The organism is Peribacillus sp. NPDC046944, from assembly GCF_050272735.1.
Lineage (GTDB): Bacteria > Bacillota > Bacilli > Bacillales > DSM-1321 > Peribacillus.
Map to the genome: position 1 here is coordinate 251,564 of NZ_JBNNML010000005.1, position 19,625 is coordinate 271,188.

18 protein-coding genes are annotated in these 19,625 nt (G+C 37.7%); 6 read left to right on the forward strand and 12 right to left on the reverse strand.

What is annotated here, in order from left to right; genetic code table 11:
- Positions 1 to 49 precede the first annotated feature (49 nt).
- Both ACQKIC_RS11720 and ACQKIC_RS11725 read right to left on the reverse strand, forming a co-directional pair.
- Complete coding sequence (locus ACQKIC_RS11720) at positions 50 to 1,225, reverse strand: MFS transporter (RefSeq protein ID WP_402868739.1); 1,176 nt, start codon at positions 1,223 to 1,225, stop codon at positions 50 to 52.
- A 41-nt stretch (positions 1,226 to 1,266) separates the two neighbouring features.
- On the reverse strand, positions 1,267 to 3,453 hold the full coding sequence (locus ACQKIC_RS11725) for a PAS domain S-box protein (RefSeq protein WP_427591214.1): 2,187 nt from the start codon (positions 3,451 to 3,453) through the stop codon (positions 1,267 to 1,269).
- A gap of 357 nt (positions 3,454 to 3,810) precedes the next feature.
- On the opposite strand from ACQKIC_RS11725, the gene ACQKIC_RS11730 reads away from it, so the two are divergent.
- Positions 3,811 to 4,719, forward strand: a complete 909-nt coding sequence (locus ACQKIC_RS11730; RefSeq protein ID WP_402868742.1) for a YitT family protein — start codon at positions 3,811 to 3,813, stop codon at positions 4,717 to 4,719.
- Between the two features lie 90 nt (positions 4,720 to 4,809).
- Here ACQKIC_RS11730 and ACQKIC_RS11735 read toward each other — a convergent pair whose 3' ends face one another.
- The 4 genes from ACQKIC_RS11735 to ACQKIC_RS11750 form a co-directional block, all read right to left on the reverse strand.
- Complete coding sequence (locus tag ACQKIC_RS11735) at positions 4,810 to 5,004, reverse strand: cold-shock protein (protein WP_402868744.1); 195 nt, start codon at positions 5,002 to 5,004, stop codon at positions 4,810 to 4,812.
- An 841-nt stretch (positions 5,005 to 5,845) separates the two neighbouring features.
- On the reverse strand, positions 5,846 to 6,052 hold the full coding sequence (locus tag ACQKIC_RS11740; RefSeq protein WP_402868746.1) for a cold-inducible protein YdjO-related protein: 207 nt from the start codon (positions 6,050 to 6,052) through the stop codon (positions 5,846 to 5,848).
- Between the two features lie 133 nt (positions 6,053 to 6,185).
- Positions 6,186 to 8,306, reverse strand: coding sequence for a DNA helicase RecQ (gene recQ / locus ACQKIC_RS11745; protein WP_427591212.1), 2,121 nt, complete (start codon positions 8,304 to 8,306; stop codon positions 6,186 to 6,188).
- 134 nt (positions 8,307 to 8,440) lie between these two features.
- Complete coding sequence (locus tag ACQKIC_RS11750; RefSeq protein WP_427591211.1) at positions 8,441 to 9,247, reverse strand: LysM peptidoglycan-binding domain-containing protein; 807 nt, start codon at positions 9,245 to 9,247, stop codon at positions 8,441 to 8,443.
- A gap of 257 nt (positions 9,248 to 9,504) precedes the next feature.
- Here ACQKIC_RS11750 and ACQKIC_RS11755 point away from each other — a divergent pair, with 257 nt between their 5' ends.
- From ACQKIC_RS11755 to cotJC, 3 genes are read left to right on the forward strand one after another with little or no spacing between them, the layout of a single operon-like run.
- Positions 9,505 to 9,738 (forward strand): spore coat associated protein CotJA, encoded by a 234-nt coding sequence (locus tag ACQKIC_RS11755; protein ID WP_427591210.1) that lies wholly within the window; start codon positions 9,505 to 9,507, stop codon positions 9,736 to 9,738.
- 2 nt (positions 9,739 to 9,740) lie between these two features.
- Complete coding sequence (locus ACQKIC_RS11760; RefSeq protein ID WP_402868753.1) at positions 9,741 to 10,007, forward strand: spore coat protein CotJB; 267 nt, start codon at positions 9,741 to 9,743, stop codon at positions 10,005 to 10,007.
- A 12-nt stretch (positions 10,008 to 10,019) separates the two neighbouring features.
- Positions 10,020 to 10,589, forward strand: coding sequence for a spore coat protein CotJC (cotJC, locus tag ACQKIC_RS11765; protein WP_402868755.1), 570 nt, complete (start codon positions 10,020 to 10,022; stop codon positions 10,587 to 10,589).
- A gap of 48 nt (positions 10,590 to 10,637) precedes the next feature.
- On the opposite strand, the gene ACQKIC_RS11770 is transcribed toward cotJC, so the two are convergent.
- From ACQKIC_RS11770 to ACQKIC_RS11785, 4 genes are all read right to left on the reverse strand, one after another.
- A complete protein-coding gene (locus ACQKIC_RS11770; RefSeq protein WP_427591209.1) occupies positions 10,638 to 11,510 on the reverse strand; it encodes a CvfB family protein in 873 nt (290 codons plus the stop codon).
- Positions 11,511 to 11,632: 122 nt separating this feature from the next.
- A complete protein-coding gene (locus ACQKIC_RS11775) occupies positions 11,633 to 14,527 on the reverse strand; it encodes an ATP-binding protein (protein WP_427591208.1) in 2,895 nt (964 codons plus the stop codon).
- Complete coding sequence (locus ACQKIC_RS11780; protein ID WP_427591207.1) at positions 14,502 to 14,885, reverse strand: response regulator transcription factor; 384 nt, start codon at positions 14,883 to 14,885, stop codon at positions 14,502 to 14,504. The genes ACQKIC_RS11775 and ACQKIC_RS11780 overlap by 26 nt, the downstream gene beginning before the upstream one ends.
- A 129-nt stretch (positions 14,886 to 15,014) precedes the next feature.
- Complete coding sequence (locus tag ACQKIC_RS11785) at positions 15,015 to 16,622, reverse strand: GGDEF domain-containing response regulator (RefSeq protein ID WP_427650547.1); 1,608 nt, start codon at positions 16,620 to 16,622, stop codon at positions 15,015 to 15,017.
- A gap of 339 nt (positions 16,623 to 16,961) precedes the next feature.
- On the opposite strand from ACQKIC_RS11785, the gene ACQKIC_RS11790 reads away from it, so the two are divergent.
- Entirely contained in the window at positions 16,962 to 18,155 is a 1,194-nt protein-coding gene (locus tag ACQKIC_RS11790) for an alanyl-tRNA editing protein (RefSeq protein WP_427591204.1), read from the forward strand.
- Positions 18,156 to 18,235: 80 nt separating this feature from the next.
- Here the strand turns inward: ACQKIC_RS11790 and ACQKIC_RS11795 are convergent, their stop codons facing one another.
- A complete protein-coding gene (locus ACQKIC_RS11795) occupies positions 18,236 to 18,649 on the reverse strand; it encodes a hypothetical protein (RefSeq protein ID WP_403122700.1) in 414 nt (137 codons plus the stop codon).
- A 78-nt stretch (positions 18,650 to 18,727) separates the two neighbouring features.
- Positions 18,728 to 18,940 carry a hypothetical protein gene (locus ACQKIC_RS11800; protein WP_402868768.1) on the reverse strand — a complete coding sequence of 71 codons (213 nt, stop codon included), beginning with the start codon at positions 18,938 to 18,940 and terminating at the stop codon, positions 18,728 to 18,730.
- A gap of 120 nt (positions 18,941 to 19,060) precedes the next feature.
- Between ACQKIC_RS11800 and ACQKIC_RS11805 the strand changes: the two genes are divergently transcribed.
- Positions 19,061 to 19,582, forward strand: a complete 522-nt coding sequence (locus tag ACQKIC_RS11805; RefSeq protein ID WP_427591202.1) for an N-acetyltransferase family protein — start codon at positions 19,061 to 19,063, stop codon at positions 19,580 to 19,582.
- The last annotated feature ends 43 nt before the right edge of the window (positions 19,583 to 19,625 follow it).

The following is a 19,625-nucleotide window of genomic DNA, read 5'->3' on the forward strand; positions in this document are numbered from 1 at the left end:
GACTTATTCACAAATGTGAGCAAGTCCTTTAAAAATTATAAATTCTTTACTATATGGGCTGACCTCCCGTCTTTCCCTCCATTATCATAAGCCATACCGTAAGTATGATACCAAGCACCGAAAGACTTCCAAAAAAGAGATAAACCATGTAAATACCTGATGTATCCATGATCATGCCACCGAAAAATGTACTGAACCAATTACCGAACCCGTTCCCTATCGCAGAATAAAGTGTGACTGCCGTAACGGTTATATGAACTGGTACAACCTCTTTAATATATTGCAGACCTGCTGGAATAAATAATCCAAGTGAAAAACCTTGCATGATAGATGAAATATAAACAATGGCTAAACCGGGTTCCATAAAATAGAGAACCCATCGGACCAGCGAGGCACCCCCTGCCAATAACGTGATTGGCAGCAACCCCCATTTATGAATCCAACTTCCTGCGAGACGTAAGAATGGAATTTCGGACAGCACCGCGAGCAGAAATGCAATGCCGATTCCTGTATAGGTTCCACCCCTAGCCTCCACGAATAGGCCATAATAGACGTTATTCGCCAGGTTGGGACCAAAAATCAGGAATGTTACGGCAAGAAAGACGACAAAACGTTTCATAATAAAAAGTTCCTTTATTCCACTGAAAAGCTTTGCTTTTTTTTGCGGTGACTCCTCGGGTAAATGCAGAGCTAGAAAAGCAGCAAAAAGAAGGCTGATAAAAAATACGTAGAAAATAACGGATGGGCCTATGAAAGTTTCCGATAACCTCCCCATCACAAAAACGGCCACTCCAAAACCAAGCGAACCATATAAACGGATTTTCCCATAATTCGCGTTGATACTCGTCGTATATTGCAAGGTGATGCTATCAGACACAGGGATAAGGGCACTTTGAAAAACTGCCAGTCCCACTGAGATGCATACTAAAAATAGAAAAGGTTCAAATAAAACATATCCTAACCCAAAAATTCCAGCAAATAAGGTAGTCAACGCCAGTATCCTAGTGGGTTTTCCAGTCCAGTCACAAATCAGTCCCCATATAGGTTGAAAAAAAATCATCACCAGTGGTCCAACAGACATGATGAACCCTATTTCAAATCCATTCAGTCCGACCTCATTAGCTAAATAGACACTTAAAAGTGGTGTCAAGCTACCTACCGCAAAAAAAGAAAGAAGATAAAACCCTTTTAATCGTGTTATATGAACCTTTTCAAGTTTATTCACTAAAATATCCCCATGAAGTCATCTAAATACTATTACAAACACTAGACAGTTAGTCCCAGTTCCCTTTCTTGTCTCTTTCTTTCTTGCAACAACTCCAGAGGGAGGACAATGTTAAATACAGTCCCTTTATCAACTTCACTTTCTACAAACACTCGTCCTTGATGACTTTCAATGATTTTAAAGCTAACCATAAGACCCAGCCCATTCCCGGATTTTTTTGTAGTGAAAAACGGTTCACCCAATTTTCTTAATTGATTGGGAGGGATTCCTACTCCTGTATCTGTTATAGAAATATGAACCTTCCTTTCCCTTAATTCCATAGTGACCCTGATTTCTCCTCCTTGCGGCATCGCTTCCATTCCATTCTTAATGAAATTCAGAAAAACTTGTTTCAAACGATTTTCATCGCACTGAACATGGATTTCTTCTTGGAAACTAGTAAAGAAGAGTATAATATTTTTCTTCTTCGCATCATACTCAGTTAGCGAGATAACATTCTGTAAAATCGGGACGATATTCTTTGTTTTCAGATTCAAGGACTGTGGTTTTGCCAGATCCAAAAATTCTTCAATAATCTCATTTACCCGGTTGATTTCATCTAAAATGATATCCAAATATTCTTGTCGCTCACTATCCGTTTCATCTAATTGTAAGAATTCCGTATACCCTTTAATCGATGTAAGAGGATTTCTTACTTCATGGGCCACTCCTGCAGCCAGTTGTCCGACAGCTGCCAATTTATCCTGGCGATAAAGCATTTCTTCTGTTTGTTTTCGCTCTGTGATATCATAGCGAATCGCGAGAAATTGATAGGGTTTGCCTTCAACTGTATAAAAAGGGACAATCGTGGTATCCACCCAATAATAACTACCATCTTTCGCTCTGTTTCTAATTTCCCCTTTCCATACTTTGCCCTTATGTATGGTCTTCCACATATTCTCGAAAAACTCACTTGAATGATATCCGGAATTCACCATTTTATGCGTTTGTCCAATTAACTCGTTTCTCGTGTACCCAGAAATTTCAGAGAATTTTTCATTAACCTCGACGATGATTCCTTTATCATCAGTTACGGCCACGATAGACGATTGATTAATGGCATAGTACATATCACCCAATTCTTTAATAGAAACCTTTAAATCCTTCTCAGCCTTTTTCCGACTGGAAATATCAGATCGTATGGATATATATTGATATGGTTTTCCTTTCTTCATAAAGGGCACAATCGTGGTATCCACCCAATAGAGCTCCCCGTTCTTTGCCCGATTACATATCTCACCATGCCATGTCTGTCCATTACTGATCGTTTTCCATAGATTGAAAAAAAACTCTTTAGAATGATAACCCGAGTTAATGATTGAATGATTTCTTCCAATCAGTTCATGCTCTTCATATTGGGATATTTCAATGAATTTTTCGTTAACATAGGTTATGATGCCTTTTGCATCCGTAATGGCCACAATCGAGGATTGATCTAAAGCATAACGGATATCACTCACTTGGTTGTCACTCTTCACCAACCGTCTTGCAACAATTGTGCTCGAGCCAATTAAATTCGCTAGTATGAAAAGCGAAACAAAGCATACGAGATAAAGCATAAAGGGTGTTAATTGAGCGAGTCCTTTCATATTCACCATTTCTGGAGTAAGTGGAAGCCCTCTCAAAAAAAGAAAATGTCCTCCAATAATTGCTCCGCTCATAATGATCGTACTGACTGGTTTTAGGAAGGGTTGACTCCCTTTTCCATTATAAAATAATAGTGAAAATCCGCTTACAAACAACAAAAAAATTATAACTAGCGTACTACCTAACAACCATTGATTAAGTTCCAAGGACTTACTCAATGGATACAGGCCAATTAAATAATTTGATAAAAGAGCCATCGTAAACATAAAGCTACAGAAAACCATTTGCAACATGGAAGGGTTATGGGCAATGGCCAAAAGGCCAATCCCTACAAATATGGCTCCTAATATTAATGAAAGCATGATTAAGGAAAAGCTGTAAGCCGTAGTCCTGTCACTCTCATAAGTAAAAACATATACAAAATTCATCGTCCACATAGTCACTCCCATGGAGCAAGTACTTCCCAAATACAAAAGACGTTTATATTTTTCTGCCGAAATATATGTTGTCAGCAAATCCAAGGCGGTATAGCAAGCCATGAATGTCAGGAGTGCTGCAATTATAAATAGGATTGGATTGGATGATACAATTGATTGTTCCATTAACCTTCTCACCTCTATCGTTCTATTATCCTATATTGTAATGTAAATTTCGAATTGCTTAAAGACTTTTATTTCTATTTACCTGTCTTCCTGAGTTATTTAAAGTTATTTTCTGTATATTCAATAAATAAATCTTCGACAACTATGTAAAAAAATAATAGAATGACAAATATTTTTCCTATGTATCGAGTAAAATAAAAAGTGTTTATCAATCGTTCTCCTCCTGAGAACAATGATTACAATTCATGAGTAAGTGCAAAACAAACTACGTTCGGAGAGCTTATTTCTTTTTTTAATCCCTTTTATACGTTTATAATTAAATAGAGAATATATATAAAAAGGAGTGGGGGCATGATAATGTCGGACCTAGCAAGCGCAAATACAGCCGAAATTATACAAAAGAAGACGCAGCATAAAAAACTGACGCGTAGGCAAGTTTTACAAAGAGGTCTACTCATAACGATTGGTGCCGTATTAATGGCTGTCGGCCTTGAGATTTTTCTTGTTCCGAATAACGTTATCGATGGAGGCATTACCGGCATTTCCATTATGTTATCTTATATCACCGGCATGAAACTTGGTATCTTTCTTTTTGTTTTAAACCTTCCTTTCTTTTTTATTGGATATAAACAAATCGGAAAAACCTTCGCTTTATCTACCCTATATGGAATATTAATCCTTTCTTTAACTACCACATTGCTTCATCATGTACCAGCTTTCACTCAGGATATTCTCCTTGCTTCAGCTTTTGGAGGCATGATACTTGGAATTGGGGTTGGAATGGTAATTCGGTATGGTGGTTCATTAGATGGAACTGAAATCCTTGCCATTCTAGCTAGTAAGAAACTTCCTTTCTCTGTTGGTGAGATTGTCATGTTCTTCAATTTATTCATCCTTGGCAGTGCAGGATTTGTTTTTTCCTGGGATCGTGCCATGTATTCGATTCTGGCTTATTTTGTAGCGTATAAAACGATGGATATCGTTATAGCCGGTTTGGATGAATCTAAATTTGTTTGGATTATCAGCGATGAATTTTTGGATATAGGGGATGCAATCATGCATCGCTTAGGACGAGGCGTAACTTATCTAGCTGGAGAAGGCGCCTATTCAGGGGACGATAAAAAAGTTATATTCTGCGTAATAAACCGTCTTGAAGAAGCAAAACTTAAAGATATCGTAAAAAGTTTCGATCCTTCTGCTTTCCTTGCCGTCGGTGATATTGCCGAGGTTCGAGGTGGACGGTTCAAGAAGAAGGATATCCATTAAAAATACCCTTCTTACATTTGCAATATTCAGTTATGATTATGCAGCAAAAAAAAGCTGAAGGGAAGAATCCCTTCAGCTTTTTTGATGGTATTAATAATTTCTCGGATTGTTAATTGCTTGTAGCATTCTTGTACCTTGTTTCATTTTACTACCGCATAATGGGCAAAGGTGCTCATCATTGCTCGTAAAGTTATCCCGAATCCACCCTTTACAATCTTCTGATGTGCATTCCCAAACCTTAGTTTCTTCAGGAATGATTTCTTCCGTATTATTTCTTCTATACATGTATCTCACTCCTTAGATTTAAATTGACTTAGCACAGATTTTTTGTGCCGGTGCCATAAAGATAAAGAAGAATAGCTAGCGATTAATCTAAATAAATGTGAGTATAGCCCATTTACTTATCTAAGATTAGTTACTATACACTCAAGATAAATGAGTGGAAATAACAGGAGATCACAACCAATTTTAAATATCTCATTATACATTATAACATATTTCTTCATAAAATATTTAAGTTAAAGCTTAAGATACCTACAATTCCAAATCCAAGTATTCACAATCCAGCCTTTGACTACCTCAGAGCTTGTAAAGACGGGACTGTATTCAAGAATCATAATCATGATTCTTGCAGCTTGTTCGCTTAGTATAAAGTCGAATCAAGCATGAGAGTAATTTTAGTGCCATAACCTAAAACAATGAAAGCCCTGCCTCTCTCTCATCCATACGGCTCCTAGACCGTGCCTGTGAGAATCAGGTGAAAGCTGATAAGTACATGTTTATTAATTAAACCGTCCGTAATTCCAATTGGGAAAATTAAATCCAAAAGATAAATGGCTACATAGAAGTAAGTTAATGAAGAACAAAATGAATCGAGGAAAATACCTGGTGATTAAAACGTATTTCTTTCTAGTTGTTTTAACTTGTTTCTACTTCATCATAAAAACGATGAAAATTATTTTATTAATAAAAATGTATCTTTTAAATTACCCTCTTAGTGTTTTCTAATAACAACACTGAATTTTAATTATAGCACACGTTTCTTATGATGTAAAGAGTAGTTATTATATCTTGATGAAATCCTAATTACATTCCCAAAATAAAAAGAGGTAAGTACTTACCCCTTTTACTTATACGCATTATATTCATTTTCAATTTTCGGAAGTTCTCTAACTTCTTCAATTAATTGACTTCCACACATTGGACAATCATAGTTTACTGAGGCAAAGTCCTTCCTCATCCAGCCATTACAATCCGCTGATCCGCACGCATATACAATAGTATCTTCCATTATGATTTCTGGTTCCTCTGAATTCTTTTTGCCAAAATACATGAGCAACCTCCTTTTTCAAATTACACACCAAGTTTTAAGCCAATGAACTTTTCGGCTGTTTTACTTCTATAGTATACGTATCAAATCAATTTCTTATTTATCCAGCGCTAAAAAATAACCATTATTTGATGAATTAGTTAGCTAATGTGGCTTTTACCATGATCGCTTTTATCTGAAAGTATGAAAAATGATTGGGAAGGGCCTCTTTAAGAGGTTTTAGCTTTCCGGAATCAAGTTGTTTAGCAGTTTCCAGTACTAAATCGTACTCTTCTTGATTGAAGAAACCCTCCCATTTGATATCCATTTGTTCTTCCGCACACTTTAATAAATGATTTTCGATGGAAATTGTAGACAGGCCTCTTATCGTTGCAATTTCTTTGATTGACTTTCCTTCTTGATATAAACGATAACTTTCGATATGTGAAGGTCCTGTACTGCTTTTCGTCGTTTCTTTTTTATATATTCTATTCGACTCAATGTCAGGATGTGCTTGTAAATAATTCGAAACTACCTCTAAAAATGTCCTACCAAAACGATCGTATTTTTGTGAGCCCACGCCTTTGACCTCAAGGAAATCTTGTTCTGTCACAGGTAACCTTGTTGCCATATCCTTTAAAGTGGCATCCGAAAAAATAATGAATGGCGGCACATTTTCCGCACTTGCGATGTCTTTTCTTACACGTCGTAATTCTTCAAACAAACCATGATCCACATTAATGCTGGTGACTTGTTTCACTTCTTTGCGTAGCACTTGCTTCTGATTTAGCAATACTTCCCTACCAGCATTTGTTACTTTAAGAACAGGAAATTGCCCACCTGTCATTTCGATAAATTGCTTGGCGGTCAAAAAATCTATGAAATCGGCAACATCTTTAGCTGACTGATTATTAATGATTCCATATGTCGAGAGCTTATGGAATCCAAATTGTTCTATCTTTTTGTTTTTTGAACCTGTAAGCACTTGACTGATCATCGTCTTGCCGAACCTTTCCCCCATTCGCAACATGCACGAAAGGACCATTTGCGCCTGAGTTGTCACATCTACGGCATCACGTTTATCCGTACAGTTTTCACAATGACCGCAATCTTCCGGATTCTCTTCACCAAAGTATCGAAGGATAAATGCTTGTAAACACCCTTCTGTAAAACAATAATCCTTCATCCTATTCAGCTTCTTCAGTTCTTGGGCTTGCCATTCTTGAGAGGGATTGGATTGGTCGATTAAGAAACGCTGAATCTGCATGTCTTGAGGTGAATAAAGCAGAATACATTCACTATCCAATCCATCACGTCCTGCACGACCTGCTTCTTGATAATAACTTTCCATATTCTTCGGCGTTTGGTAATGGATGACATAACGAACGTTTGATTTGTCAATGCCCATACCGAAAGCTGAGGTTGCAATCATCAAAGATATATCGTCACGAATGAATAGCTCCTGTTGTTCAGATCGATCATGTTCATTCATTCCAGCATGATAACGTCCTGTTTTAATACCCGCTTTGTTGAGTTTGGCATGTAATGAATCGACTTCTTTTCTTGTTGCAGCATATATAATACCGGACTCATTTTTATTCTTCTCAATATAACGCATTAAATATCGACCGCGGTTCTCTTCCTTGACGACGGAAAAAAATAAATTTTCCCTAGCGAATCCTGTGGATACCGTATGGTTTGCAGTAATTCCCAATGACTGACAGATATCTTCTGTTACATTCGGGGTTGCTGTCGCTGTTAAGGCAAGAATGGTTGGAGCTGTCGGCATTTCTTTCAAAAAGGTTTTGATTTTTAAATAACTTGGTCTAAAATCATGACCCCATTGAGAGATGCAGTGAGCTTCGTCTATCGCGACCATCGATATATCCACACTAGCCAGATCCCTCTGAAAAATATGGTTTTCCAATCGTTCCGGTGCCAGGTATACCAGCTTGTACCTTCCCTGCTTAATATCTCTCATCCTATTGGAAGCTTCCGTACCAGATATGGAGCTGTTGAGAAAAGTGGCATCGATGCCGTTTTGTTCGAGGGCATCAACCTGATCTTTCATCAAGGAGATTAACGGGGATATAACGAGTGTGATGCCTGGTAAAAGTAGGGCTGGAATCTGGTAGCAAATTGACTTTCCTCCTCCAGTCGGCATAATTCCAGCTGTGTTTATTCCATCTAAGACTTGCTCGATAATCTTTTCTTGGCCTGACCTGAATGATTCATACCCAAAATACTGCTGTAAATATTCGCGTGCTTTTTCTATCAAAGTGTGACTCCCCCAATTGACTATTGTTTTAATATCTCTATTGTACTCGTTTTTTTCATACACCAAAAGAATAAAAATAGACACAGATATTATCTGTGTCCATCCCTTCTTTCATATAGAGCAATTGTCAGTTATTAATTAAGGATTTTTAGATTAACGTTTTTGACGCCCCAGTTTAGAGCATCTTCTTTATTTGGAATGAAAATATCGACCTTATTTCCTTTAATCGCACTACCTGTATCAGCTGCCGTTGCATAACCGTAGCCTTCTACATATACTTTTGTTCCTAGCGGTATGACAGATGGATCAACGGAAATGACTTTTTCATTTGGATTTGCTTTCAAATCCACCCCTGTCGCTGTGACGCCGCTACATCCTTGGCAATCTGCCGTATAGGCTGTTGCCCTTACAGTCATTTCTTTTGCTACATTGTCTTGATTTGATTCATTTTGCGATACATTATTCTCTTTTTCTGTTTTTTCAGGTTGTGCAGGTGCAGTTTTTTGTACTGGTGCAGTCTCTTGTGCTGGTGCAGCTTGCTCTGCCTTATTATCTGGACCTGTACTTGCTGCCTCCACCTTATTTGCCGCTGGCTTAATAACTAGGGCCTGTTTTGGATGAATTGTATCTGTATTTAAATTATTCCATGATTTAAGGTCCTTAATCGAAACATGATATTTATTCGCTATTTGCGATAATGTGTCTCCAGCCTTTACGGTATATTGCTCTTCTTGAGAAATATGTAAGGAGTCTCCCACATATATATAATCTGACGTTAATTGATTCCATGATTTAATATCTTCTACTGAAACTTTATGTGATTGAGATAATCCCCATAGTGTGTCACCATTTTTGACTGTAACTTCCTCAGCTTGAACCGGTATTGTAAATGCTCCTGATATGGCCACCACGGCCGTTAACGATAAAATTGATTTTTTCATATATCGTACCTCCTTGTGAACTCTTTCAAAAGCTATGTTCTAAATACTATCACAGTTTGTCCCTATACAAAGAACAAACAGATAAAGAATAGATGTCAAACATCACAGAAAGATAACAAGAGGATAACAAGCCCAAAAACACAAAAATGATTCCAAGTAGAATCTGTCCTTCTTTTTGGCCGTTTTTCATTAGGCATATTTTATTTACAACAGCATAATTATTAATGGATGACCTTTTATTGAAAGGAGGAGTTTCCTTGGCAAATGAAAAGACTTTTACCCTGATCAAGTCCTATAAGCCTTTTCATAGCAAATTCGATCCATGTCCACCAATCGGAAGAAAGTATTACCGTACGCCTCCGAATTTGTATATTAATTTTCAGCCGCCTAACCTAGAACAATTTTCTCCAGAAGAAGCTTTGAAGTATGGTACGCTTTGGAAATTTTTCTACGATTATTATGATAATCCATATCGTGAAAGGGAGAAATAGTAATGAATAGGAAACTGGATGATGAATACTACCAGTTACTCGGCCAAATACAAGCTGCCGATTTCGTGTTAGTCGAGCTGACTCTGTATTTGGATACACATCCCCATGATCAGCAAGCTTTACAACAATTTAACCAATTTCAACAATACTCAACCAAATTGAAGGCTGCATTTGAACCTAAATACGGCCCATTGTTTCAATTTGGAAACAGTCCAGATGGTGAAAATAAATGGGAATGGGGCCAAGGACCATGGCCATGGCAGGTTTAAGGAGAGATATCTATGTGGATATATGAGAAAAAGCTACAATATCCAGTAAAGGTTGGTACTTGTAATCCCACACTCGCTAAATATTTAAGGGAACAATATGGAGGCGCTGATGGTGAATTGGCTGCCGCACTACGATACTTAAATCAACGCTATACAATTCCGGAAAAAGTTATCGGATTACTGACCGACATTGGAACGGAAGAATTTGCCCATTTAGAAATGATTGCAACGATGATTTATAAACTTACAAAAGACGCCACACCGGAACAAATGCTAGAGGCCGGTCTTGGTGACCACTATGTTAATCACGACAGCGCCCTCTTCTATGAAAATGCAGCAGGAAATCCATGGACGGCTACGTATATTCAAGCAAAGGGCGATCCCATAGCAGATTTATATGAAGATATTGCAGCAGAAGAAAAGGCCAGAGCAACCTATCAATGGTTGATTGACATTTCGGATGATCCGGACATCAACGATTCATTAAGGTTTTTAAGGGAAAGGGAAATTGTTCATTCCATGAGATTTCGTGAAGCGGTGGAGATTTTAAAAGAAGAAAAGGGGAAAAAGAAAATCTTTTAATAAAAACCATAAAAAAGCAGCGGAGAAGTTCATTCCGCTGCTTTTTTATCATTTACGATCAGAAGAGTATGTCCATCCTTCTTCTTGATAAATCTTTCCTTCTTTCATCAATTTACCAAGAGCACGTTTAAAGGCTCCCTTACTTAAACCGAAATGGAACTGGATATCACTAGGCGGAGTCTTATCACCATATGGCATGGCTCCACCGCGATTCATTAAATAAGTATAGATGATATCAGCATCTTCTTCCATTAGATCTTGCTTGAATGGAAATAGAGAAACGTTAAGTGTGCCATCTTCCTTACTGTCGATTACACGCCCCTCAACAAATTCTCCTAGGCGCGGCTCTTCTTTTCTCTCACTTTCATGAATAAAGCAACGATACCCTTCCTCCGAAACAAAGAAGGAACCGACCATCAGCAATCGATATACATTCCCTTTTACGGTAGTATTGCGGACTCCTTTTAATGGAGCTGGAACAGTGATTTCTTGAATGGTATCTTCCGTTGTAAGTCTGCCGAATAAACGATCATTCCGATCTGTTTTCAGGCAAATATAGAGACGATCCCCCACTTCCGGCCATAAACGATCGATGTTCGGAAGGTCGTCCAAAGATACAAGAATATCTTTAGAAAGCCCAATATTCACAAAGACGCCTAGCTTCTTTTGTACATTGACGACTTCTGCCCAGCCATATTTGTCAATCTGTATTTCCGGAATATTCATGGTAGCCGTTAACCGTGCCTGTTTATCATGATAGATAAATACTGTAACTTCATCACCAATTTCAAGTACAGTACCTTCATTCGCTTCATTATGGTGTAGCAAGACATCTTCCGAACCATCAGTCAAGAACCATCCGAAATCAGCCTTACGTTCTACTTGTAACTCTACAGCCAAACCGGCCTGAATTTTTTGCATGTATAAAAATCCTCCTGTAACTTACCTTTACCTACAATTGTACCCAAATATTTATTTTTCCATCATATTTGAATCTATCATTTTTTTATCTTTCTGTACACCTATTCTAACATTTTTATTTTTCAAAGGCTTCTTTCGGCTTCCCAGGATGGACGTGGGACCATAATCTGGCCTTTTTTTCCATTGCTTAATAACGTATGCATGATCACCTTTGATAATTGACTTGGTTTGTATGGTTTAACCAAGTATTCCTTTGCCCCAAGCGAAAAACCTTTTTCTTTTTCATCAAGCGCAGTCGATACAAAAATGGGGATGTCCTTTAACTCCGGTCTTTCTTTCAACTCTTTCATGATTGACCACCCATCCATTTCCCCCTCTTCAAGGAGAATGTCAAGGACGATGGCATCCGGAGGCGATTGCTTCAATTTCTGAAGCGCCTTCTTTCCGCTTTTGAAATAACTGACTTGAAAACCGCTGTCAACCAGTTCGTATCTTAATAACTCCGCTAAATTGAAATCGTCTTCAATGACCATGATATCATAGCTCAATTTTTTTGAATGTCCATCATTCAGGGTACGTTCTTCCTTAAGGGTTATCTTAGGGAATGAAAGGGTGAATGTACTTCCACGACCGTACTCTGATTTTACGGATATATGCCCACCATGCGATTTGACGATTTCCTCCACGATGGATAACCCTAAACCCGTTCCTCCTATCCGCCTGCGGTCCGAATTGTCCACACGGTAAAATTTCTGGAACAAATGCTTAAGGGATTCCTGTGGGATTCCCAACCCCTCATCCACGATATCGATGGATAACGTTTCTTTCTTGCTGTACACCCGAATAAGAACTTTCCCTCCATCTGGAGAGTATTTAATTGCATTACTCAATAGATTCATTATAGCTTGTTCGATTTTTGCGCGGTCACCTATAATCACGAGATCATCAGTTTCCGCAAGAAGACGAATATCATGGAGTGATGTGCTAATTTCAAGGTTCCCTATGACCTTTTGCAACAACGGTAGAATCTCAACATATTTCTTCTCATATGTTTGTTTACCCGATTCCATTCGTTGCACATCCAGAAAGTCATTGATTAAAGCGGTGAGCCTCTTCGCCTCATTATAAATAGTCTGTAAATACTTTGTTTGTCTTTCCGGTTTTAACGGTTTATTTAACATTAATTCGGTAAAGCCTAGAACACTCGCAAGCGGGGTACGCAATTCATGACTGACGGTACTGACAAACTCGGACTTCATTTGGTCCACTTCATATTCTTTCGTAATATCACGAAAAACCAAAATGGTGCCATAAGCTTCTTCACCATACTTTATAGTTTCAAAGTACACCTTGAGAACCTGGTTGTTTTCTTTCTTGTGAAAAGTGAACGTGCGCTCTTCAGAGTCCGCTTCTTCATCCGCTCTTTTTAATGCTTTTTCCAAGGTATCCAAGAAATCTTCTTGGGCAATCCGGCTATCCATTTCACTACTCCATCTTTCCCATGGAGATCCGATGACATGTACTGGTTCCGACCCCGGTTTGAATAGGTCACAAAATTGTTGATTCACTTGAACAATCTTTCTATCTTGGTCTATTAATTGAATGCCTTCCTGTATCGTGCTCAGGATATCCTGATTTAACCGGCGATTATCTTCCGTTTGCTCGTACAGCTTGATTTTATCAAGTGAAGTTGAAATCTGCTTAGCCAATGTTTCACATTCACTCATTTCTTCTTCTGTATAAGCGGATCCATAACGGCTGAAAACCATGATTGCGTCGACCTCTTGCAAAGCGGATAGAACGGGAAGAAATAAATCATAACTGTAATTCGTATTTTCATGGTATCCCTTTTCACTGACATGTTGCTCTCTTTTAACAGTGAATGGCTTTTTTCCTTCTATTAAGCGTTCATTTAACCCAGTATTGATATTCTTTCGGTATTGCTGTACTCCATATTCCGATATGCCGAAAGAAGAATATGCATCTTCATTAATTAGAGTGATCATACCACGGTCAGCTCCAATCAAACTGCTCATATTACAGACAATACTTTTAAGAACGTCATTTTTATCCAAAGAAGTGGAAATACCATTTATTAGTTCATTTCTTCTAGTCAGTTGTTTCTCATTCTTCGTTATAAGCCCCAACGTTTCTTGTAATTCATTCTGCTGGGCCTGAAGTTCATCTTGCTGAGCAAGCAATTCTTCATTATGAGCCATCAATTCCTGCTCTTTATCCTGAATGCTTGCAATCATCTTTCTAAAGGCAATGGCCAAAACCCCTAATTCATCTCCCCGGCCTTCATCTACTGAAATGATGGCGTCCCTACCAGCTGCAATCTCATTAGCTGCAAATGAAAAATCAGCCAAAGGCTTTCCGATATTCCTAATAATGCTTCTCACGACTTTCTGAAAGACCAATAAGAAAACAAGTACGAATCCGATAAAGGTCCCTTGTAAAATGGACTGTTCTTTTGCCAATGCATTCACATTCTCATCAAGCTTTTCTGAAAGCGCAGACGAATACGACCTTACACTGTCGCGAAAATCCGCAACTTGGGCAGTGATCTCATTTTCTATTTGCTTACCCTTATCCCTACTCCCGTCCATTTCCATATTCGAAAAAACAGGCTTAATGGCATTAAAATAATAATCAGTAAAATTCACGAGATCGGTGTGGACTTTTTCATCGGCTTTTGAACTTGATAGGTCCTTGAAAGTGGAAATATCATGTCGTATCTTATCTTCCCTGCTCCAAACTTTGTCTTTATATGTCTCATTTCCAAATGCAATATAACCTCTAGCATCCAAAAAGACATTATTATATTGCTCGTAAATTTCATCCAACAACAATTCTTTCTCAACAATTCCATTTCTTTTCTGGATATATTCTGCATTCACAGTCTGCAACACATAAAATAAAATCCCTGTACCAACTATGAATAAAATGATACAAGCAGTCATTAGACTCACTACTTGACGAGAAAGACTCTTATTTGAATAACGTTTCAGCTTCATCTAAAATGGCCTCTATTTTCTCTAAAAGCTTCATTGGACTAAAAGGCTTGGCCATGAAATAGTCCGCTCCCGCTTCTAAAATTCTCTCTTGTTCAAATTGCTGGCTTTTCGCTGATAGCATCAGGATTTTCCCTTTATTTTCAATTTCAGTTGATTCGATTTTTTCAATGATTTCTAAACCGGTATAGCCTGGCATCATATAATCCAAGATGATGAGATCATAGCTATTCTTTTCAAGTAATTGAACCGCTTCAATACCATCAGAAGCTTCATCGACTTCGTAATCTTCATCCTCTAATGTATCCACAACAAGCATACGCAAAATTTCTTCGTCTTCAGCTAATAAAATCCGTTTCACTTTTTCATTCTCCTTACGATCAGTACTGCAATAGAAGGATCAATTCGTTTCAAATGCATGTGACTCTTTGAAACCGCAACCCTACTTTCTCTTTTATTTTCCTATCGAATAGAAAAAATGGTCTACTGCTTACATTATTTTTTTTATCAGACGTTCCATTCTTGCCTGAAGATCAGTAATATTAAAAGGTTTTGTGACATAATCATCCGCTCCCAATTTTAATGCTGTAGCAATGTCCCCCGAACTTTTTCTACCGGTTAACATCAAAACGGTAAAAGAATCGGCATTGCTACCCTTTTTCACTTTCTTCAGTACGTCAATGCCATCCATAGTTGGCATTACTCCATCAAGTATCAAAAAATGGGAGATGTTTTCGTTTGCCCGGTTTGAATTCAAAAAAGAATCCCCATCTTCATATACGGCTATATGTAAATCATAAAGAGGAAAATCCATCGACTGCAATATTTTCGTTAAGATCGTTCTAATAATGATATCGTCATCTATCACTGATACATTAAGGTATTTCTTTTTAATGCTAGTTTTTTGAATGCTCTCCACCCGCGCTCGCCCTAAACGCTTTGCTTCATACAAGGAACTATCCGCTTCCTCAAAAGCCTCTTTAGGAGTAATGCTCTCATCATGTACCGTATAAACACCAGCAGAAAAAGAGACAGAAAAATGTCGTTGTTCATAAGTGAAACTTTTGGTAGAGAAAATCTTTATTAATTCTGTTAGTTTATTCCTGGCTTCCTCATTTGCTGTCTGAGGAAATATAATGACAAATTCTTCACCGCCATACCGGCAAATCAAATCGGAACTACGGATATTGTTTTTAATAAATTGGGCAAACTCCAACAAAACGACGTCACCCATCGCATGTCCATATGTATCATTTACTCTTTTAAAGTGATCCAGATCTATGATACTAATCGAAAACAGATTTCCGTTTCGTTTGAAATCCTGAAAATAACGCGGTAGCATATCTTCAAAGAACCTACGATTATATACTTGAGTAAGTTCATCAATTAGGACGGATTGATCGAAAATTTTCTTGCGCTGAATATGTCTTTCTATTTTCACAACAAATTCTTCAATATCTATAGGCTTACTAATGAAATCATCCGCCCCCATTTTATATGCTTTAATTCGTGATTGTTTGTCATTTTGAATGCTAATCATGATTTTAGGGATGAAATATTTTTCATTATGAAAGTGGATATCCTGCAGAACTTGATAACCATCTTTCGTAGGTAATTGAATATCTAGAATTAAGCAATCTGGCTGCATCTCAAAATATTGTTTTGTAGCTTTAACCGGATCAGAACTCGTTATGACCATCCACCCTTTTTCTTCAAGGATGTCCTTTAATAAAATCAGCATCGATATATCGTCATCAATGATTTGAATGAGTGGGGCCTGTGTATCATGGGCTGGCTTCTCTTTTATCTCCACTTCTGCAAAATGCTCATATTCATAGGTATGTTCAATTAAAGCAAATAGTAGATTTTCAAGGTCATCTTGTTTCCATACTCCATCACTGTCTTCATCGAGCTTTCCTAACAGATTTTCGGATATTAACATGAGACCACCTAACTCTATGGTGCCTGCAGTCCCTTTAATAGAATGAAGAAAACGGTGTACCTCATTTGTAGTAACCATCTTCGTTTTATCTAATTCCAACCAATCAGAAAGCTGTTTTTTAATATTTCGATAGAGAGTATTTTTGTATTTTTCCATATTGACTATGTGCAATTCTAATCACTTGACCCTTTCTAACCTACGTAAATAAACATATTGCATAGAAAAAAAGATAGTCGACTTTCACACAAAGCCTGTAAATAGTCGAGCCCCAATTCCATATTTTTATTTTAATTAGGTCTAAAGTATATTCTTTCAGGAATATTTTACATCAAAAGGTTTTTTCTATAAATAGCATAATGACGGTCTCATGAATTTTTTTGAATCTTTGTCATAAAGACTACATATTTTACTGTAACATCCGATAAAGGTTCCTTATTCCATTAATATGGTTGGGGGTGATATAATTTACTGAATAAAGATGGGATAGGGGTTATTATGACAAAGAAACTATATTATGAATCATCCAAGGTATCTGAATGGGACACGAAGGTCCTCGACATTTTTGAAGAAGAAGGCTTTTATTATATACTGCTCGATGCAACAGCTTTTTACCCTGAGGGTGGAGGTCAACCTGGGGATATTGGTAGCATAGATGGTATACCAGTTCTTGAAATTTCAAAAAATGAAAATGAAGATATCCTTCATAAGGTTGGAAACAGCCCCGCTTCCCTTTTCGTACATTGCAAGCTTGATTGGGAACGCCGTTTCGACCATATGCAGCAGCATAGCGGACAGCATTTACTTTCAGCCGTCTGTAGAGACCTTTTCAACGCGAATACCGTCAGTTTCCATCTTGGCCAAGACATTGTCTCCATTGATATTGATACACCTTCCTGGACTGATGTCCAAACAGTTGAAACGGAACGGATCGCCAATCAGTATATCTATGAGAATCGTAAGTTACATACATACTTTGTGTCTGAAGATCAATTGAAGACCATACCCGTAGTCAAAATGCCTACGGTGACAGAAAACATTCGAATTGTAGAAATCGAGGGGATTGAATTTAATCCTTGTGGTGGAACGCACGTGGAACAAACCGGAGAAATAGGAATTATTAAAATCCTCAAAACGGAAAAACAGAAAGAAAGTACACGTCTCTATTTTAAATGTGGCTTAAGGGCGTTAAACGACTATACCGACAGCTTGACCTTACTTTCTACGTTATCATACAAATTTAATATAGGTCGTATAGATATCCTTAATAGGGTGGAAAGATTGGAAAACGAGCACGACAAGCTATCAATGGCTTATGAAAAGCTCAAACTGAAAAACATGGAGTTTCTCGCTTCATCGTTGTTGGCAAATATAGAAGATGGGGCGTTGATCGCTCATGTTTTTGAAGACCATACATTGAAGGATCTACAACTGCTCTCTTCAGCTATACATCGGAAAGAAAGCTCACTTGTCCTATTTATAACGTTACAGGAACAAAAGGCTCTGCTTTCACACGATGGCACCATCTCCATTCATTGTGGACAATTCTTTAGGGAATGGCTTTCTTCACACAATGGTAAAGGTGGGGGCAATGAAAAATCGGCTCAAGCGGGGTTTTCTTCGCGGGAAGATATGATGGCATTTTATACATTTGCCGTTAATAAGCTAGGTAACACTCATGGAAATACCTGATAACAAATTATTTAAATGGAGAATTTGAGTTAATGAAAGGGAGAGGAATAAATGAGGTTCCTCTCCCTTTCATGTTTTCTTCATTTATCAATTTTCAAATGTTCCAGACCATTCTCTTCTATATAGAGATGGTATTTCTCTTCAAGTTCAAGTACTCGTAAAAACGCTTCCTCTTGGCTGAAATTTTTGAGCTTCGATTCCTTCACAAACTCGTTTCTTGCCATGTGATAGGCAAGCTTATCCAGGAAAACGCCATCTTCATACTCATTAATTACTTCTTGGATTTTTTCTTCAAGCTCACGACTCACATCGTAAATCCCATACTCTTCTATATATTCAATTCCTTTCACGCCAAAATCCTTCGCATAGGAATTCAAATACTGCTCTAGCTCACTGAATTCTTCATTTTTTTCCATATCAGATGCTATCCAATATCCATACTGCACCAATTTAATTAATGTATTATATTGGTTGTTCGTAAAATTAATTTTCATCACTGACTCCTTTAAAGTATTTCTATCTCCAAAAAAAGAATAAACCGTATCGGATCAAATGTCCAATACGGTTAAAAATCAATCAGCTATTTCTGTCACCGAGAAGTATGCAGCCTTTTCAGTGTCTACCACATAATGTGTATCGCCTTTAACTAAATTATAAAAGCGGTGCTTCTGAATATTTGAAATGATTTGTGTACTGTCATCCCCATCGACCTCATGCTCAATCTCTTTACCACCTGGAAAATAAAAACCAACTTTCAATTTCATCTTTCTCAACCTTCCCTTCATCTCGTTGAATGACTCTTTTATTTCTTTTCCTTTATAAGAAACTTTTAAACATAAATCTGAAGTTTAATCTCATCTGTCATGATATTCTATGGGAAACTACTAAATGGAAGGTGATTTCACATGCAAATCAGAAAGGCTACAGAAAACGATATAACTGGGATAGCCCACGTTCATATAAAAAGTTGGCAATCCACTTACAAAGGAATTCTCCCAGACTCATATCTGAACTCTTTAAATTTAGAAACCAGGAAAAAAAATTGGTCAAGAAATCTAAAGATGCTTCATAGTGCAACATATATAGCTGAAAATGGTGATGGAAAGATCGTCGGCTTTGCAGCAGGTGGTCCAGAACAAACGAATCATCTTCATATCCAAGGTGAGGTATACGCCATTTATCTGTTAAAAGAGTACCAACGGCAAGAGATCGGAAGAAAACTAATGAAAGCAGTGGTAGATGAACTTGTACAAAAGCAACATGCTAATTTAATTATATGGGCGTTAAAGGACAATCCATCAAGGGGTTTTTACGAAGCACTCGGCGGCCGCATAATCAGCGAAAAAACGGTTAAAATGGCCGGAATCGAGTTAGCCGAAGTTGGTTATGGCTGGGATAATATCCTAGATATCCTAGTGAAATTATAATAGGCAGGACAAAATAGGAGGCACAGACGTCTATCGGCCTCCT

Coding starts and splice junctions, on each gene's coding strand:
- ACQKIC_RS11725 (WP_427591214.1), bottom strand. CDS start 3,453: ATGGAACAATCAATTGTATCATCCAATCCAATCCTATTTATAATTGCA.
- ACQKIC_RS11730 (WP_402868742.1), top strand. CDS start 3,811: ATGTCGGACCTAGCAAGCGCAAATACAGCCGAAATTATACAAAAGAAG.
- ACQKIC_RS11735 (WP_402868744.1), bottom strand. CDS start 5,004: ATGTATAGAAGAAATAATACGGAAGAAATCATTCCTGAAGAAACTAAG.
- ACQKIC_RS11740 (WP_402868746.1), bottom strand. CDS start 6,052: ATGTATTTTGGCAAAAAGAATTCAGAGGAACCAGAAATCATAATGGAA.
- ACQKIC_RS11750 (WP_427591211.1), bottom strand. CDS start 9,247: ATGAAAAAATCAATTTTATCGTTAACGGCCGTGGTGGCCATATCAGGA.
- ACQKIC_RS11760 (WP_402868753.1), top strand. CDS start 9,741: ATGAATAGGAAACTGGATGATGAATACTACCAGTTACTCGGCCAAATA.
- cotJC (WP_402868755.1), top strand. CDS start 10,020: ATGTGGATATATGAGAAAAAGCTACAATATCCAGTAAAGGTTGGTACT.
- ACQKIC_RS11770 (WP_427591209.1), bottom strand. CDS start 11,510: ATGCAAAAAATTCAGGCCGGTTTGGCTGTAGAGTTACAAGTAGAACGT.
- ACQKIC_RS11775 (WP_427591208.1), bottom strand. CDS start 14,527: ATGAAGCTGAAACGTTATTCAAATAAGAGTCTTTCTCGTCAAGTAGTG.
- ACQKIC_RS11785 (WP_427650547.1), bottom strand. CDS start 16,622: ATGGAAAAATACAAAAATACTCTCTATCGAAATATTAAAAAACAGCTT.
- ACQKIC_RS11790 (WP_427591204.1), top strand. CDS start 16,962: ATGACAAAGAAACTATATTATGAATCATCCAAGGTATCTGAATGGGAC.
- ACQKIC_RS11795 (WP_403122700.1), bottom strand. CDS start 18,649: ATGAAAATTAATTTTACGAACAACCAATATAATACATTAATTAAATTG.
- ACQKIC_RS11800 (WP_402868768.1), bottom strand. CDS start 18,940: ATGAAGGGAAGGTTGAGAAAGATGAAATTGAAAGTTGGTTTTTATTTT.
- ACQKIC_RS11805 (WP_427591202.1), top strand. CDS start 19,061: ATGCAAATCAGAAAGGCTACAGAAAACGATATAACTGGGATAGCCCAC.